Origin of the sequence: Pseudomonas sp. PS1(2021), from assembly GCF_020405165.1 — a bacterium.
Lineage (GTDB): Bacteria > Pseudomonadota > Gammaproteobacteria > Pseudomonadales > Pseudomonadaceae > Pseudomonas > Pseudomonas aeruginosa.
The window spans coordinates 1,726,589-1,745,191 of the sequence record NZ_CP084484.1; the positions used below are offsets into that span (position 1 = coordinate 1,726,589).

6 protein-coding genes are annotated in these 18,603 nt (G+C 69.0%); 1 reads left to right on the forward strand and 5 read right to left on the reverse strand.

Going from position 1 to position 18,603, the window contains the following annotated elements; genetic code table 11:
• Positions 1-3: 3 nt before the first annotated feature.
• Positions 4-13,032 (forward strand): pyoverdine non-ribosomal peptide synthetase/polyketide synthase PvdL, encoded by a 13,029-nt coding sequence (pvdL, locus tag LE197_RS08270; RefSeq protein ID WP_031692903.1) that lies wholly within the window; start codon positions 4-6, stop codon positions 13,030-13,032.
• Between the two features lie 485 nt (positions 13,033-13,517).
• Here pvdL and LE197_RS08275 read toward each other — a convergent pair whose 3' ends face one another.
• The 5 genes from LE197_RS08275 to LE197_RS08295 form a co-directional block, all read right to left on the reverse strand.
• Positions 13,518-14,030 carry a Bro-N domain-containing protein gene (locus LE197_RS08275; protein ID WP_023131799.1) on the reverse strand — a complete coding sequence of 171 codons (513 nt, stop codon included), beginning with the start codon at positions 14,028-14,030 and terminating at the stop codon, positions 13,518-13,520.
• A 580-nt stretch (positions 14,031-14,610) separates the two neighbouring features.
• Positions 14,611-14,925 (reverse strand): hypothetical protein, encoded by a 315-nt coding sequence (locus LE197_RS08280; protein ID WP_023084221.1) that lies wholly within the window; start codon positions 14,923-14,925, stop codon positions 14,611-14,613.
• Between the two features lie 449 nt (positions 14,926-15,374).
• Entirely contained in the window at positions 15,375-16,295 is a 921-nt protein-coding gene (locus LE197_RS08285; protein ID WP_031692904.1) for a transporter, read from the reverse strand.
• Positions 16,296-16,327: 32 nt separating this feature from the next.
• Complete coding sequence (locus LE197_RS08290; protein WP_031692905.1) at positions 16,328-17,746, reverse strand: OprD family porin; 1,419 nt, start codon at positions 17,744-17,746, stop codon at positions 16,328-16,330.
• A gap of 80 nt (positions 17,747-17,826) precedes the next feature.
• Positions 17,827-18,507: a hydrolase gene (locus LE197_RS08295; protein WP_004349911.1), complete on the reverse strand. Its 681-nt coding sequence runs from the start codon at positions 18,505-18,507 to the stop codon at positions 17,827-17,829.
• Positions 18,508-18,603 lie beyond the last annotated feature (96 nt).

The following is an 18,603-nucleotide window of genomic DNA, read 5'->3' on the forward strand; positions in this document are numbered from 1 at the left end:
CACATGATGGACGCCTTCGAACTTCCCACCACCCTGGTCCAGGCCCTGCGTCGCCGCGCCGTCCAGGAGCCCGAGCGCCTGGCGCTGCGCTTCCTCGCCGAGGACGATGGCGAAGGCGTGGTCCTCAGCTATCGCGATCTCGACCTGCGCGCGCGGAGCATCGCCGCGGCCCTGCAGGCCCATGCGCAGCTGGGCGATCGCGCGGTGCTGCTGTTTCCCAGCGGCCCCGACTACGTCGCGGCGTTCTTCGGTTGCCTGTATGCCGGGGTCATCGCGGTGCCGGCCTATCCGCCGGAATCGGCGCGCCGCCATCACCAGGAGCGCCTGTTGTCGATCATTGCCGACGCCGAACCGCGCCTGGTCCTGACCACCGCTGACCTGCGCGAGCCATTGCTGCAGATGAACGCGCAACTGTCCGCCGCCAACGCCCCGCAACTGCTCTGCGTCGACCAGTTGGACCCGGCCGTTGCCGAGGCCTGGGACGAGCCGCAAGTGCGTCCCGAGCACATTGCCTTCCTCCAGTACACCTCCGGTTCAACCGCATTGCCCAAGGGCGTGCAGGTCAGCCATGGCAACCTGGTCGCCAACGAGGTGCTGATCCGCCGAGGCTTCGGCATCGGTGCCGACGACGTGATCGTCAGCTGGCTGCCGCTGTACCACGACATGGGCCTGATCGGCGGCCTGCTGCAACCGATCTTCAGCGGCGTACCCTGCGTGCTGATGTCGCCGCGCTACTTCCTCGAACGTCCGGTGCGCTGGCTGGAAGCCATCAGCCAGTACGGCGGCACCGTCAGCGGCGGTCCCGATTTCGCCTACCGGCTGTGCAGCGAGCGGGTCGCCGAGTCGGCCCTGCAGCGTCTCGACCTGAGCGGCTGGCGGGTAGCCTTCTCCGGTTCCGAGCCGATCCGCCAGGACAGCCTGGAACGCTTCGCCGAGAAATTCGCCGCCAGCCGCTTCGAGGCGTCCAGTTTCTTCGCCTGCTACGGCCTCGCCGAGGCGACCCTGTTCGTCACCGGCGGCCAGCGCGGCCAGGGCATTCCCGCCCTGGCGGTGGATGGCGAGGCGCTGGCGCGCAACCGCATCGCCGAAGGCGCAGGCAGCGTGCTGATGTGCTGCGGCCGCAGCCAGCCGGAACACGCCGTGCTGATCGTCGACGCGGCGAGCGGCGAGGTCCTCGGCGACGACAACGTCGGCGAGATCTGGGCCGCCGGGCCGAGCATCGCCCACGGCTACTGGCGCAACCCGGAAGCCTCGGCGAAGACCTTCGTCGAGCGTGACGGGTGCACCTGGCTGCGCACCGGCGACCTCGGCTTCCTCCGCGACGGCGAACTGTTCGTCACCGGGCGCCTGAAGGACATGCTCATCGTCCGCGGCCACAACCTCTATCCGCAGGACATCGAACGCACCGTCGAGAGCGAGGTGCCGTCGGCGCGCAAGGGCAGGGTCGCGGCCTTCGCGGTCACGGTCGATGGCGAGGAAGGCATCGGCATTGCCGCCGAGATCGGTCGCGGCGTCCAGAAGTCGGTGCCGGCCCAGGAGCTGATCGACTCGATCCGCCAGGCGGTGGCCGAGGCCTACCAGGAAGCGCCGAAGGTGGTGGCGCTGCTCAATCCCGGCGCCTTGCCGAAAACATCCAGCGGCAAGCTGCAACGTTCCGCCTGCCGCCTGCGCCTGGAAGACGGCAGCCTGGACAGCTATGCGCTGTTTCCCGGCCTCCAGGCCGTGCAGGAGGCGCAGCCGCCGGCAGGCGACGACGAACTGCTGGCACGCATCGGCGAGATCTGGAAGGCCCGGCTGGGCGTGGCGCAGGTAGCGCCGCGCGATCACTTCTTCCTGCTCGGCGGCAATTCCATCGACGCCGCCCAGGTGGTCGCCCAGGTGCGCGACAGTCTCGGCGTTGCCCTCGACCTGCGCCAACTGTTCGAGGCGCCGACCCTGCAGGCCTTCAGCGCCACGGTGGCCCGCCAACTGGCCGCCGGCCTGCCGGCCGAGGCACCGATGGCGCACCTGCCGCGCGGTGTCGACCTGCCGCAGTCGGCGGCGCAGCAGCGTCTCTGGCTGACCTGGCAGATCGATCCGCAGAGCGCCGCCTACAACATCCCCGGCGGCCTGCGCCTGCGCGGCGAGCTGGACGAAACGGCGCTGCGCGCCAGCTTCCAGCGCCTGGTCGAACGCCACGAAGCGCTGCGCACGCGTTTCCTCGAGCGCGACGGCGCGGCCTTGCAGCGTATCGATGAGCGGGGCGAGTTCGCCTGGCAGTTCGTCGACCTCGCCGCGCTGGCCGAGCACGAACGCGCCGCGGCTGCCGCGCAGCGCCGCGAAGCCGAGGCGCAGCAGCCGTTCGACCTGGAAAAGGGGCCGCTGCTGCGGGTCAGCCTGGTGCGTCTGGACGAACAGGAGCACCAGCTCTGGGTCACCCTGCATCACATCGTCGCCGATGGTTGGTCGCTGAACCTGCTGCTCGACGAATTCTCGCGGCTCTACGCCGAAGCCTGCGGCGGCCAGCCGGCCGACCTGGCGCCGCTGGAACTGCACTACGCCGAATTCGCCGCCTGGCAACGGCAGTGGCTGGACGCGGGCGAGGGCGCCCGCCAACTGGCCTACTGGCGGGAACGCCTGGGCGACGCGGCGCCGGTGCTGGAACTGGCCACCGACCATCCGCGCACGGCGCGCCAGGCGTCGCCGGCCGCGCGCTACAGCCTGCGGGTCGACGAAGCCCTGGCGCGGGCCATCCGCGAGGCCGCGCTGGACCATGAGGCGAGTGTTTTCATGTGGCTGCTGGCGGCGTTCCAGGCGCTGCTGCATCGCCACAGCGGGCAGGGCGAGATCCGCATCGGCGTGCCCAGCGCCAACCGCCAGCGCCTGGAGACCCAGGGGCTGGTCGGCTTCTTCATCAACACCCTGGTCCTGCGCGGCACGCCCCGGGCGCGCCAGCCGTTCGCCGCGTTGCTCGGCGAGGCTCGCGAGGCGACCCTCGGCGCCCAGGCCAACCAGGACTTGCCGTTCGACCAGGTGCTCGCGGCCTGCGGCCAGGGCGGCCAGTTGTTCCAGGTGCTGTTCAACCACCAGCAGCGCGACCTGTCGGCGTTGCGCCGGCTGCCCGGCCTGCTCGCCGACGAGTTGCCCTGGCACAGCCGCGAAGCCAAGTTCGACCTGCAACTGCAGAGCGAGGAGGACGCTCGCGGTCGCCTGACCCTGAACTTCGACTACGCCGCGGACCTCTTCGACGAGGCCAGCATCCGGCGTTTCGCCGCGCAATACCTGGAGCTGCTGCGCCAGGTCGCGGAAGACCCGCAGCGCTGCCTCGGCGATATCGCCCTGGTCGACGCCGAGCAGGCGGCGCGCCTCGCCGAATGGGGCAGCGCGCCCTGCGAGCCGGCGCGCGCCTGGCTGCCGGAGCTGCTGGAGCGGCAACTGGCGCAGTCCGCCGAACGCGTCGCCCTGGAGTGGGACGGCGGCAGCCTCGGCTACGCCGAACTGCACGCCCGGGCCAACCGCCTGGCCCACTACCTGCGCGACAAGGGCGTCGGCCCGGACGTGCGGGTGGCGATCTGCGCCGAGCGTTCGCCGCAACTGCTGGTCGGTCTGCTGGCGATCGTCAAGGCGGGCGGCGCCTACGTGCCGCTGGACCCGGACTACCCCAGCGAACGCCTGGCCTACATGCTCGCCGACAGCGGCGTCGAGCTGCTGCTGACCCAGGCCCATCTGTTCGAGCGCCTGCCTGGCGCGGAGGGCGTCACGCCGATCTGCCTGGACAGCCTCAAGCTCGACAACTGGCCGAGTCAGGTACCGGGCCTGCACCTGCACGGCGACAATCTCGCCTACGTCATCTACACCTCCGGTTCCACCGGCCAGCCGAAGGGCGTGGGCAATACCCACGCAGCGCTGGCCGAGCGCCTGCAATGGATGCAGGCGACCTACGCCCTCGACGGCGACGACGTGCTGATGCAGAAGGCGCCGGTGAGCTTCGACGTGTCGGTGTGGGAGTGCTTCTGGCCGCTGGTCACCGGTTGCCGGCTGGTCCTCGCCGCCCCCGGCGAGCACCGCGATCCGGCGCGCCTGGTGGAACTGGTGCGGCAGTTCGGGGTGACCACGCTGCACTTCGTGCCGCCGCTGCTGCAACTGTTCATCGACGAACCCGGCGTCGTCGCCTGCGGCAGCCTGCGCCGCCTGTTCTCCGGCGGCGAGGCGCTTCCGGCGGAGCTGCGCAACCGCGTGTTGCAACGCCTGCCGGCGGTGGCCCTGCATAACCGCTACGGACCGACCGAGACCGCCATCAACGTCACCCACTGGCAATGCCGCGCGGAAGACGGCGAGCGTTCGCCGATCGGCCGGCCGCTGGGCAACGTGGTCTGCCGCGTGCTGGACGCCGAGTTCAACCTGCTGCCGGCCGGCGTCGCCGGCGAGCTGTGCATCGGCGGCCTGGGCCTGGCCCGCGGCTACCTGGGGCGCCCGGCGCTGAGCGCCGAGCGCTTCGTCGCCGATCCGTTCTCGGCCGACGGTGAGCGCCTGTACCGCACCGGCGACCGCGCGCGCTGGAACGCCGACGGGGTGCTGGAATACCTCGGCCGCCTCGACCAGCAGGTCAAGCTGCGTGGCTTCCGCATCGAGCCGGAGGAGATCCAGGCACGCCTGCTGGCGCAGCCGGGGGTGGCCCAGGCGGTGGTGGTGATCCGCGAAGGCGTGGCCGGCAGCCAGTTGGTCGGCTACTACACCGGCGCTGCCGGCGCCGAGGCGGAAGCCGAGCAGAACCAGCGTCTGCGCGCCGCGCTACAGGCCGAACTGCCGGAATACATGGTTCCGGCGCAGTTGATGCGCCTGGCGCAGATGCCCCTTGGCCCGAGCGGCAAGCTGGATACGCGGGCGCTGCCGGAGCCGGTCTGGCAGCAGCGCGAGCACGTCGAGCCGCGGACCGAGCTGCAACGGCGCATCGCCGCGATCTGGAGCGAAGTGCTCGGCCTGCCGCGGGTCGGCCTGCGCGACGATTTCTTCGAACTCGGCGGGCATTCCCTGCTGGCCACCCGCATCGTCTCGCGCACCCGCCAGGCCTGCGACGTCGAGCTGCCGTTGCGCGCGCTGTTCGAGGCCAGCGAACTGGAGGCCTTCTGCGAACAGGTCCGCGCAGCCCAGGCCGCCGGACGTACCGACAGCCACGGCGCGATCCGCCGCATCGACCGCGAGCAGCCGGTGCCGCTGTCCTACTCGCAGCAGCGCATGTGGTTCCTCTGGCAACTGGAGCCGGACAGCCCGGCCTATAACGTCGGCGGCCTGGCGCGCCTGAGCGGGCCGCTGGACGTGGCGCGCTTCGAGGCCGCGCTACAGGCCCTGGTGCAGCGCCACGAGACCCTGCGCACCACGTTCCCCAGCGTCGACGGCGTGCCGGTACAGCGCGTACATAGCGATGGCGGCCTGCACATGGACTGGCAGGACTTCTCCGCGCTCGACCGCGACAGTCGCCAGCAGCACCTGCAGACCCTCGCCGACAGCGAGGCGCACCGTCCCTTCGACCTTGAGAGCGGGCCGTTGCTGCGGGTCTGCATGGTGAAGATGGCCGAGCGCGAGCACTACCTGGTGGTGACCCTGCACCACATCGTCACCGAAGGCTGGGCGATGGACATCTTCGCCCGCGAACTGGGCGCGCTCTACGAGGCCTTCCTCGACGACCGCGAATCGCCGCTGGAGCCGTTGCCGGTCCAGTACCTGGACTACAGCGTGTGGCAGCGCGAGTGGCTGGAGAGCGGCGAGCGCCAGCGCCAGCTCGACTACTGGAAGGCCCAGCTGGGCAACGAGCATCCGCTGCTCGAACTGCCGGGCGACCGGCCACGCCCGCCGGTGCAGAGCCACCAGGGCGACCTCTACCGCTTCGACCTGAGCCCCGAGCTGGCCGAGCGCGTGCGGCGCTTCAACGCCGCCCGCGGACTGACCATGTTCATGACCATGACCGCCACCCTTGCGGCCTTGCTCTACCGCTACAGCGGCCAGCAGGACCTGCGCATCGGCGCGCCGGTGGCGAACCGCATCCGCCCGGAGAGCGAAGGGCTGATCGGCGCCTTCCTCAATACCCAGGTGCTGCGCTGCCGGCTCGACGGGCAGATGAGCGTCGGTGAGCTGCTGGAGCAGGTGCGGCAGACCGTGATCGATGGCCAGTCGCACCAGGACCTGCCGTTCGACCACCTGGTGGAAGCCCTGCAACCGCCGCGCAGCGCCGCCTACAACCCGTTGTTCCAGGTGATGTGCAACGTCCAGCGCTGGGAGTTCCAGCAGACCCGGCAACTGGCCGGGATGACCGTCGAGTACATCGCCAACGATGCGCGAGCGACCAAGTTCGACCTCAACCTGGAGGTCACCGACCTCGACCAGCGCCTCGGCTGCTGCCTGACCTACAGCCGCGACCTGTTCGACGAACCGCGCATCGCGCGGATGGCCGGACACTGGCAGAACCTGCTGGAGGCGCTGCTGGGCGACCCGCAGCGGCGCATTGCCGAATTGCCGCTGTTCGCCGCCGAGGAGCGGAAGCAACTGCTGCTCGCCGGCACGGCTGGCGAGGCAGGGCTCCAGGACACCCTCCATGGCCTGTTCGCCGCCCGCGTGGCGGCCAGCCCCCAGGCCCCGGCGCTGACCTTCGCCGGACAGACCCTGAGCTATGCCGAACTCGACGCCCGCTCCAACCGCCTGGCGCGCGTCCTGCGCGGTCATGGCGTCGGCCCGGAAGTGCGGGTCGGCCTGGCCCTGGAGCGTTCGCTGGAGATGGTCGTCGGCCTGCTGGCGATCCTCAAGGCCGGCGGCGCCTACGTGCCGCTGGACCCGGAATATCCGCTGGAGCGCCTGCAATACATGATCGAGGACAGCGGCGTACGCCTGCTGCTCAGCCACGCGGCGCTGTTCGAGGCCCTCGGCGAGCTACCGGCGGGCGTGGCGCGCTGGTGCCTCGAGGAGGACGGCCCGGCGCTGGACGCCGAGGACCCCGCGCCGCTGGCAGCGCTGAGCGGGCCGCAGCACCAGGCCTACCTGATCTATACCTCCGGCTCCACCGGCAAGCCGAAGGGCGTGGCGGTCTCCCACGGCGAGATCGCCATGCACTGCGCCGCGGTGATCGAGCGCTTCGGCATGCGCGCCGAGGATTGCGAACTGCACTTCTATTCGATCAACTTCGACGCCGCCAGTGAGCGCCTGCTGGCCCCGTTGCTGTGCGGCGCCCGCGTGGTGCTGCGGGCCCAGGGCCAGTGGGGCGCGGAGGAAATCTGCGAGCTGATCCGCGCGGAGGGCGTGAGCATCCTCGGCTTCACCCCGAGCTACGGCAGCCAGCTCGCCCAGTGGCTGGAGAGCCAGGGCCGGCAGTTGCCGGTGCGCATGTGCATCACCGGCGGCGAGGCGCTGACCGGCGAGCACCTGCAGCGGATTCGCCAGGCCTTCGCCCCGGCGTCGTTCTTCAATGCCTACGGACCGACCGAGACGGTGGTCATGCCGCTGGCCTGCCTGGCTCCCGAACGCCTGGAGGAGGGCGCCGCCAGCGTGCCGATCGGCAGCGTGGTCGGTGCGCGGGTCGCCTACATCCTGGATGCCGACCTGGCCCTGGTGCCGCAGGGCGCGACCGGCGAACTCTACGTCGGCGGCGCCGGCCTGGCGCGCGGCTACCATGAGCGTCCGGCGCTCAGCGCCGAGCGCTTCGTGCCCGATCCCTTCGCTGCCGAGGGCGGCCGCCTGTACCGCACCGGCGACCTGGTGCGCCTGTGCGATAACGGCCAGGTGGAATATGTCGGCCGCATCGACCACCAGGTGAAGATCCGTGGTTTCCGCATCGAACTGGGCGAGATCGAGGCGCGCCTGCTGGAGCATCCGCAGGTTCGCGAAGCGCTGGTCCTGGCGCTCGACAGCCCGAGCGGCAAGCAGTTGGCCGGTTATGTCGCCAGCGCGGTGGCCGAGCAGGACGAGGACGCCCAGGCGGCGCTGCGCGAGGCGCTGAAAACGCATCTCAAGCAGCAATTGCCGGACTACATGGTGCCGGCCCACCTGCTGTTGCTCGCCAGCCTGCCGCTGACCGCCAACGGCAAGCTCGACCGCCGCGCGCTGCCGGCGCCCGACCCGGCGCTCAACCGGCAGGCCTACGAGGCCCCGCGCAGCGTGCTGGAGCAGCAGTTGGCCGGGGTTTGGCGCGAGGTGCTGAACGTCGAGCGGGTAGGCCTCGGCGACAACTTCTTCGAACTGGGCGGCGATTCGATCCTGTCGATCCAGGTGGTCAGCCGCGCCCGCCAGCTCGGCATCCACTTCAGCCCCCGCGACCTGTTCCAGCACCAGACCGTGCAGAGCCTCGCCGCGGTGGCCCGGCACAGCCAGGCCAGCCAGGCCGAGCAGGGGCCGGTGCAGGGCGACAGCGCGCTGACGCCGATCCAGCACTGGTTCTTCGACCTGCCGCTGGCGCGCCGCGAGCACTGGAACCAGTCGCTGCTGTTGCAGCCGCGGCAGGCCCTCGACCTCGGCCTGCTGCGCAAGTCCCTGCAACGCCTGGTCGAACAGCATGACGCCCTGCGCCTGGCGTTCCGCCAGGTCGACGGCGAATGGCTGGCGCAGCATCGTCCGCTGCGCGAACAGGAACTGCTCTGGCACGTTCCGGTGCAATCCTTCGACGAATGCGCCGAGCTGTTCGCCAAGGCCCAGCGCAGCCTCGACCTCGAACAGGGGCCGCTGCTGCGCGCGGTGCTGGTGGACGGCCCGGCCGGCGAGCAACGCCTGCTGCTGGCGATCCACCACCTGGTGGTGGACGGGGTGTCCTGGCGGGTGCTGCTGGAGGATCTGCAACAGGTCTACCGTCAGCTCGACGAGGGCGCCGAACCGGCGTTGCCGGCCAAGACCAGCGCCTTCCGCGACTGGGCCGGACGCCTGCAGGCCTACGCCGGCAGCGAATCGCTGCGCGAGGAGCTGGGCTGGTGGCAAGCCCGGCTGGGTGGGCAGCCGGTCGAGTGGCCGTGCGACCGCCCGCAGGGCGACAACCGCGAGGCGCTGGCGGAAAGTGTCAGCCTGCGGCTCGACCCGCAACGTACCCGGCAATTGCTGCAACAGGCGCCGGCGGCCTACCGCACCCAGGTCAACGACCTGCTGCTGGCCGCCCTCGCTCGCGTGCTCTGCCGCTGGAGCGGGCAGCCGTCGACGCTGGTGCAGTTGGAAGGGCATGGCCGCGAGGCACTGTTCGACGATATCGACCTGACCCGCAGCGTCGGCTGGTTCACCAGCGCCTACCCGTTGCGCCTGACCCCGGCGCAGAGCCCGGGCGAGTCGATCAAGGCGATCAAGGAACAGCTCCGCGCGGTGCCGCACAAAGGCCTCGGCTACGGCGTGCTGCGCTACCTCGCCGATCCGGCGGTGCGCCAGACGATGGCCGCGCTGCCGACGGCGCCGATCACCTTCAACTACCTCGGACAGTTCGACCAGAGCTTCGCCGACGCCCTGTTCCAGCCGCTGGACCAGCCCACCGGGCCGATCCACGACGAGCAGGCGCCGTTGCCCAACGAGCTGAGCGTCGATGGCCAGGTCTACGGCGGCGAACTGGTGCTGCGCTGGACCTACAGCCGCGAGCGCTACGACGCGCGGACGGTGAACGAGCTGGCGCAGGCCTATCTCGCCGAACTGCAGGCGCTGATCGAGCATTGCCTGGAAGACGGCGCCGGCGGCCTGACCCCGTCCGACTTCCCGCTGGCGCAACTGAGCCAGGCGCAACTGGACGCCCTGGCGGTGCCGGCCGGCGAGATCGAGGACGTCTATCCGCTGACCCCGATGCAGGAAGGGTTGCTGTTGCACACCCTGCTGGAACCGGGCACCGGCATCTACTACATGCAGGACCGCTACCGGATCGACAGCCCGCTCGATCCCGAGCGCTTCGCCGCTGCCTGGCAGGCGGTGGTGGCCCGCCACGAGGCGCTGCGCGCGTCGTTCGTCTGGAATGCCGGCGAAACGATGCTGCAGGTGATCCACAAGCCCGGTCGCACCCGCATCGAGTTCCTCGACTGGAGCGAACTGCCGGAGGAAGGCCACGAGGAACGCCTGCAAGCGCTGCACAAGCGCGAGCGCGAGGCCGGCTTCGACCTGCTCGAACAGCCGCCGTTCCACCTGCGCCTGATCCGCCTGGGCGAGGCGCGCTACTGGTTCATGATGAGCAACCACCACATCCTCATCGATGCCTGGTGCCGTGGCCTGCTGATGAACGACTTCTTCGAGATCTACGGCGCCCTCGGCGAAGGCCGCCCGGCGAACCTGCCGACGCCGCCGCGCTACCGCGACTACATCGCCTGGCTGCAACGCCAGGACCTGGAGCAATCGCGCCGCTGGTGGAGCGAGAGCCTGCGCGGCTTCGAGCGGCCGACCCTGGTGCCCAGCGACCGCCCGTTCCTCCGCGAGCACGCCGGCGAGAGCGGCGGGATGATCGTCGGTGACCGCTACACGCGCCTGGACGCCGCCGACGGCGCGCGCCTGCGCGAACTGGCGCAGCGCTACCAGCTCACCGTCAACACCTTCGCCCAGGCCGCCTGGGCGCTGACCCTGCGCCGCTTCAGCGGCGAGCGCGACGTGCTCTTCGGCATCACCGTGGCCGGGCGTCCGGTGGGCATGCCGGAAATGCAGCGCACCGTCGGCCTGTTCATCAACAGCATCCCATTGCGCGTGCAGATGCCGGCCGCCGGCCAGCGCTGCACGGTGCGCGAATGGCTGAACCGGCTGTTCGAGCGCAACCTGGAGTTGCGCGAGCACGAGCACCTGCCCCTGGTGGCCATCCAGGAAAGCAGCGAGCTGCCCAAGGGCCAGCCGCTGTTCGACAGCCTGTTCGTGTTCGAGAACGCCCCGGTGGAAGTCTCGGTGCTGGACCGCGCGCAGAGCCTGAACGCCAGTTCCGACTCCGGGCGTACCCACACCAACTTCCCGTTGACCGTGGTCTGCTATCCGGGCGATGACCTCGGCCTGCACCTGTCCTACGACCAGCGCTACTTCGAGGCGCCGACCGTCGAGCGCCTGCTCGGCGAGTTCAAGCGCCTGCTGCTGGCCCTGGCCGACGGTTTCCACGGCGAACTGGAGGCCTTGCCGCTGCTCGGCGAGGACGAGCGCGACTTCCTCCTTGACGGCTGCAACCGCAGCGCCCGCGACTACCCGCTGGAGCAAGGCTACGTGCGGCTGTTCGAGGCGCAGGTGGCGGCCCATCCGCAGCGCATCGCCGCCAGTTGCCTGGAGCAGCGCTGGAGCTACGCCGAGCTGAACCGCCGGGCCAACCGCCTCGGCCACGCCCTGCGCGCCGCCGGCGTCGGCATCGACCAGCCGGTGGCACTGCTGGCCGAGCGCGGCCTCGACCTGCTCGGCATGATCGTCGGCAGCTTCAAGGCCGGTGCCGGCTACCTGCCGCTCGACCCCGGCCATCCGACCCAGCGCCTGACCCGGATCGTCGAGCTGAGCCGCACCCCGGTACTGGTCTGCACCCAGGCCTGCCGCGAGCAGGCGCTGGCGCTGTTCGACGAACTCGGCTGCGTCGACCGGCCGCGCCTGCTGGTGTGGGACGAGATCCAGCAGGGCGAGGGCGCCGAGCATGATCCGCAGGTCTACAGCGGGCCGCAGAACCTTGCCTACGTGATCTACACCTCCGGCTCCACCGGACTGCCGAAGGGCGTGATGGTGGAGCAGGCGGGCATGCTCAACAACCAGTTGAGCAAGGTCCCGTACCTGGAACTGGACGAGAACGACGTGATCGCCCAGACCGCCTCGCAGAGCTTCGACATCTCGGTCTGGCAGTTCCTTGCCGCGCCGTTGTTCGGCGCCCGCGTGGCGATCGTACCGAACGCCATCGCCCACGATCCGCAGGGCCTGCTGGCGCACGTCGGCGAACAGGGCATCACGGTGCTGGAAAGCGTGCCGTCGCTGATCCAGGGCATGCTCGCCGAAGAGCGCCAGGCCCTCGACGGCCTGCGCTGGATGTTGCCCACCGGCGAGGCGATGCCGCCGGAACTGGCGCGCCAGTGGCTCAAGCGCTACCCACGTATCGGCCTGGTGAATGCCTACGGGCCGGCGGAGTGTTCCGACGACGTGGCGTTCTTCCGCGTCGACCTGGCCTCCACCGAGAGCACCTACCTGCCGATCGGCAGTCCCACCGACAACAACCGCCTGTACCTGCTCGGCGCCGGCGCCGACGACGCCTTCGAACTGGTGCCGCTGGGCGCGGTGGGTGAGCTGTGCGTGGCCGGCACCGGCGTCGGCCGTGGCTACGTCGGCGACCCGCTGCGCACCGCCCAGGCCTTCGTCCCGCATCCGTTCGGCGCGCCGGGCGAGCGCCTGTACCGTACCGGTGACCTGGCGCGGCGGCGCGCCGACGGGGTGCTGGAATATGTCGGGCGGATCGACCACCAGGTGAAGATCCGCGGCTTCCGCATCGAGCTGGGCGAGATCGAGGCGCGCCTGCACGAACGCGCCGACGTCCGCGAGGCGGCGGTGGCGGTCCAGGAAGGGGCGAACGGCAAGTATCTGGTGGGCTACCTGGTTCCCGGCGAGACACAGCGTTCCAGCGCCGACTCGCCGGCCGGACTGATGGTGGAGCAGGGCGCCTGGTTCGAGCGGATCAAGCAGCAACTGCGCGCCGACCTGCCGGACTACATGGTGCCGCTGCACTGGCTGGTGCTGGACCGGATGCCGCTCAACGCCAACGGCAAGCTCGATCGCAAGGCGCTGCCGGCGCTGGACATCGGCCAGATGCAGAACCAGGCCTACCAGGCCCCGCGCAACGAACTGGAGGAAACCCTGGCGCGGATCTGGGCCGAGGTGCTGAAGGTCGAGCGGGTCGGGGTGTTCGACAACTTCTTCGAACTCGGCGGGCATTCGCTGCTGGCCACCCAGATCGCCTCGCGGGTGCAGAAGGCCCTGCAACGCAACGTGCCGCTACGGGCGATGTTCGAATGCACCACGGTGGAAGAGCTGGCCAGCTACATCGAGTCCCTGGCCCCGAGCGAGATCAGCGAGCAGAAGGCCGAGCGCCTGAACGACCTGATGTCGAAGCTGGAAATGCTCTGAGACACGCGCCCCGCCACAGGCCGGATACCTGTGCGGGGCGCGTGGCGGAAAGGCATGAAAAAGGCCCGCCGAAGACGCCCGGGCGTCCTTGGCGGGCCTTTCTACAAATTCGTTCTAGGCAAACCAGCCCTCTGACCTTGAGGGAGAGGGGCGTTCGGAGCGGCGAACCCGCCCGCTAGGCGAGCGTAGCTCCTACAGGGGACGGTCCGGCCGGGAGTCGCGCAGCGTTCGCTTGCGCGGCTTCTCCTTGGTTTCACGACGCATCTTGCGAGGCTGACGGAGGCCCGTCAGGTCCTGGCTGCCCTGGTCATCCGTGTAGAGATCGTCCAGAAGGTTTCGCGTTATCTTCATGCCAGCGGTTTCGTGCTGTCCGTGGGAAAGGAGAGGCTAGGCCTGAGTCGTTGCTCTATTGTTAATGGATGGCGCCGCGCCGCTTAAGCTGGCAGAACTGACAGGCCCCGCCCAACACGACGCTAGAGCGGCGCCTAGAGCGGCCGCAACTTGCTCAACCAGCGTCGCCAACCCAGTTGCACCATGGGCTCGCCCTGGCGTTCGAGGAGGTCGGGCATCTCGCTGAAATTCACCCAGAGCTTGCCCTGCCAGTCGAGCATGTGCACCACCTGGCGCTCCCAGCGCAACTTGACGTAGCGCGGCACGCCGCTGTCGTCGGTGGCGCTGCGCAACTCCGGCACCACCTCGCCGCTGAGCCAGCGGCGCAATTCGCCGCCATCGCCGCGCTGCTGGTAGATCAGCGCGGCATACGCGCCGGACTCGCTGATCAGCCACTGCGCCTGGTCTTCGCCACGTTCGGAACGCAACGACTCGCGGCGCGCCTGGTCGTCGTCCAGGCGGGCGAGCATCTGTTCGGGCTGGCTGTGTTCGATGAGCCGGGCGAAGTCGTCGAGGACGAACCAGGCCTGGTCGTCGATCAGCAGCGCGCGCAGCAATCGCTGCTGTCGGAAGAAGTAGTGCGGGGCAAGCTGGGTATGGCCGTGCATAGGAGAAATCCTTCTCTGAGCTGTCCGCTGCCTGGCTTCTGCCGGCGCGGCAGGGAGACAGGCCGCTCGTGGGTGTTGGGCCAGCAGGCTGTGGCCTGCCGGGAACCGAAGTCGCCGGCGAAAAAAGCCTACTGACAGCGCCTGTAGGACGGCAATGGCTAAGCCTTGTACGAAGTCTCCGATGGCACAAGCCCGCTGAACAGCTAGGCGTATGAGGGTAGGCTCTTGTCCACTGTCTATATGGCGGTGAACTGTTCGCAGCCGAACCCGTTCCCTGAGCATTTCCTGGTGACCTGCGTGGCACTGGGCTGGCCCGGAAAACCTATAGCCATTTGGCGGAAAACAGGAGCGGCGGGTTTTTCCCTGCCAGAAACCCTCTTTCTCGATGTCTCGTAACTTGCTGATTTATAAGGGTGTAAGAAATCGTCCGAAAAAAGGGTCGGAAGCTTCGGGCAATTGGCGGCCGTTTCGCGAGGACCGGGACGGCGATCAAGCGTGCCGTTCGGGCGCGAAAGGTCTTGTGATGGGCGATGCCGCAAAGCCCCCGGCCAGGCCGGGGGCGTCGCGCCGGGGAGCGGCGCTACAGGCTCGGGTGGCCCGCCTCGATTTCGGACAAGGCATCGCTGAGCAGCGACAGCAACGCACCGTTGATGTAGGCCAGGGTGCCGCCGGGCTCTTCTTTCTCATCGAGCAAACGGGTCATGGCCAGGATGTTGATCGCCGACCTCAAGCGCACTTTCGCGTTGTCGAACAAGTGTGTGGGGAGTGCATGGGTGTCCACGTACAGGGTGGCGCTACGCGGACACATGTCGGCCTGGGAGGTGGGGAGCAGCGGGACGAAGCGGGGGGACGATTCTGTTAGCTCGGGGTTGGACGTATCATTCGGCTTAGCCATGGGTCAGCTCCTTTATAAGCTGGTTTGTGGTTAGCGGGTCGTAGGTGTTCCCGCACCTGCGGCCCGCGTCTTTTTTGCCCTCAGAAAATAGAGGGCAGTGCCGTTCGGTCCTGTTCCTGCGGGATGGATTTGCCGGCCCCTCCCTCATCCTCCTACTGGGTTTTTATCCAATTCCCGGGCTTCTGAGAGAGCCTGCGGAAATGTCCGGGGGAGCTGTCCGGCGTTTCCAGGGCCTGTAGGGCGAATACCGCCACAGGCGGTATCCGCCGATACCCCGGTTATCCGCCCTACGGACCTGGACGCTTTCCGGTGTTTTCGGGGTGTGTAGGGCGAATACCGCCATAGGCGGTATCCGCCGATACCCCGGATAAGCGGCGGATAACCGCGAGCGGTTATTCGCCCTACGGACCCGGGGAGGTGTCGGCGTTTCCAGGGCGTTATCCGCCGATTCAGAACGCCAGCAGGTAGCGCAGGGTCAGTTGGTTGCCTTCGCTGCGGTTGCGCGCGCCGCTTTCGGCGTAGAGGTTGGCGAACAGCGTTTGCCTGCCCTGGCTGTACATCACCCCCGGGCCTATGCCGAAGACCTGCTCGCGCGAGTCGGCCTGCCGGTGGCCGTCGATGCGGTCGGCGCTGATCTGTTTCAACTGGTAGCCGGCCAGGCCGATCCGCCAGTGCGGGTCCAGCGCGTAGGAAATCGAGAAGTTCGCGTGCAGCGCCTGGCCCGGCTGTACGTCGTTTGCGCCCAGGCGCGGCGAGGGGGCGTCGTTGCGGCTGATCCAGGCGTAGTGCAGGCGGCCGCTGAGTTCGAGGCGCTCGCCCAGTTCCCAGGTGAAGGCGTAGTGCGGGTTGAAGATCCAGGTGTTGCTGCCGGTGTTGATCGCGGCGTCCTTGTCGTAGTCGCCGGTGGGCAGGGAGAAGACGAAGTTCAGGCGCTGCCAGTAGGGGCGGCCGAACAGCGTAGCGGGCCCCCATTGCAGCATCAGCGGGCTGACGATCAGGTCGCCCTGGCGGGTGCGCCGGCCGTCCGGGCCGCCGTCGATATCGAGGTCCAGGCGTACCAGCGGCAGCAGCACTTCGGCTCCGTAGTGGGCGCCGAGCAGGGTGTTCTGGCTGAGGTAGGCGAAGTGCGGCAACAGTGTGGTGCTACGAACCCGTTGCCGACCGGGAACCGAATGCCCGCCGGCGTCGCTGGCGTTGTTCGCCCGAACGTATTGCAGGGGCAGTTCGAAGAGCATGCCGGGACGGCTGACGCCGTCCATGAAGCTGGCGTTGCCGAGCGCCAGCGGCGGCAGCGCGACGGCGTCGGCGCGGGCCTCCAGGCAGAGCGCGGCGGAGAGGGCGCCGAAGGTGGGTAGCAGGGCTGCACGCATGAGGGGATTTCTCTTTTTCTGGTTCCGTGGGTTCAGAGCAACCTGATCGGGTAGTCGACCACCACCCGGTATTCGTCGGAGCTGGAGTTGCCGCGGGTGTTGCCGGGGGCGGTGTAGCCTTCGCCGGGGCGGTGGGTGGCCCAGCGCAGGGTCACGCTGAGGCCCTTGGCCGGGCCGGCGGGGAAGGCGTAGCGCAGCGACAGGTCGCGTTCCCAGTGCTGGGCGTTCTTGCCATTGGGGTTGTAGAGGTAGCCGTAGCCCGCGCTGTCCGGGTCGACCCGGGTCAGGTCGGCCTGGCCACGGCCGTAGGCGGCGCCGAACTGCCAGTCCGGGGCGGCGAGGAAGGCCAGGCTGGCCTGGTACTGGATCTTCCACGAGCGCTCGCCGGGGCCGTTGAAGTCGGCGTACTGCATGGCGTTGCTTTCGTAGAGGAAGGTCCGGTCGTTCTGCGCGATGAAGTCGAACGGGGTGTCGCCATCGACCTTTTGCAGGCTGAGGCTCAGCGACTGGCCGCCGCCGGCCAGGGTCAGGCCGGCGTTGTAGAGGTCGTTGTCGATCCGGCCGAGCTGGCTGCGGCCCTGGTCGCGGGTCTTGTAGTAATGCAGCCAGGGCGTCAGGGTCAATTGGCTGGAAAGCCGCCACGGCTGGCTGAGGCCGAGGTAGTGCTGGTTCCAGATATCCGCCAGGCGGCCGCTGTAGAGCGTCACCTGGCTGCCGCCGGGGGCGCTGTAGCTGGCGCCCAGCCAGGCGATGTGCGGGCTTTCGCGATCGGCGGCGATACCGCCCTTGGTGCCGTTGCCGTAGCCGCTGGTGAGATGACTGTGGCCGCTCTGGTTGCGTAGGCGGGTGGCTTCGACGAAGCCGGCGTCCAGTTCGAACGCGCGGAAATGGTAGTTCTTCAGGGTCACGCCACGGTAGCTCTGCGGCACCATGCGACTGACGCCGCTGGCGATCACCGGGTTCTCCAGCAACTGGTCGCCGATCTTCACCAGGCTGTCCAGGCCGCGCAGCTTGAGGGCCGCGCCGGCGGCGGAGAAGCTGTCGGCGGGGCGACCGGCGGAGTCCAGCGGCAACACGCCGGCGCCGCCGCTGCCGCCACCGCCGTCCAGGCGCAGGCCGTAGAAGGCGTGCGCATCCAGGCCGATGCCTATCGGCGTGTCGGTATAGCCGGAGCGGAACGACAGCATCAGGCCCTGGGCCCATTCGCGCTGGTCGCGGCGGGACGGGGTGTCGTGGTTGTCGCGGGCGAAATAGTAGTTGCGGAGGAAACCGTTCAGCGTCGAGCCTTCGACGAAGCCCGGCGGCACCTTCATTTCGGCTTTCTGCCGCTGGTTCAGGCCGGTGCTGATGTTGTCGCGATGGCCCAGGGAGTCGTCGGCCAGGAGCGAGCCCGGACCTATGGCAAGGGCAACGCAGAGCGTAGCCCCGCGCTTCGTGGAGGAATCAGGCATGGGTCCGGTCCGTAGTCGTTGCTGTCCACCAAGCACCCGCTCGGGAAGGAAGGGGCATGCCGCCCCTTCCTTCCCATGGATCACTTGCGCTGCGAGTCCAGTTGCTCGTGGTTGGTGACCACGGCCTGGGCCTTGGCATAGCTCTCGATCAGCAGTTGGTAGTGCGGGAAGACCGCGCTGTAGGCCTCGGCGAACTGCACAGCGTCGTCGCGGTTCCAGGTGCGCTGGATTTCCGAGCAGACCGCGGCGGTGTCCATCGGCACCACGCCGGCCTGGACCACCCGTGCCAGGGTGACTTCCTGGGCCATCTTGGAGTAGGTGCCGGAGGCGTCGATCACCGCGAACACCTGGTAGCCGTCGTGTACCGCGGCGATGCTGGGGAAGGCCATGCACACGCTGGTGATGGTGCCGGCGATGATCAGTTGCTTCTTGCCGGTGGCCTTCACCGCGGCGACGAATTCCGGGTTGTCCCAGGCATTGATCTCACCCTTGCGCGCGACGTACTGGGCGTGCGGCGCGGCCTCGTGGATCTCCGGGATCAGCGGGCCGTTGGGGCCCTGCGGTACCGAGGCGGTGGTGATCACCGGGATCTTCGCCAGGGTGGCGACCTTGGCCAGGGTGGTGGCGTTGGCGCGCAGTTCGGTCATCGGCATGTCCTTGACCGTCTGGAACAGGCCGCTCTGGTGGTCGATCAGCAACATGGCGGCGTTGGCCGGATCGATCTTCGGGGTCTGGCCGTTGAAGTTGGCGGGAGCGCTCATTTCCATTTCCTCTTGCAGGGTGGTCGTCCGTGAGTTTCGGGCAAAGCCCGGCCGGGCCCGCGCTTCCTGCGCGGGCCATGTCGTAGGGGCGGCGGA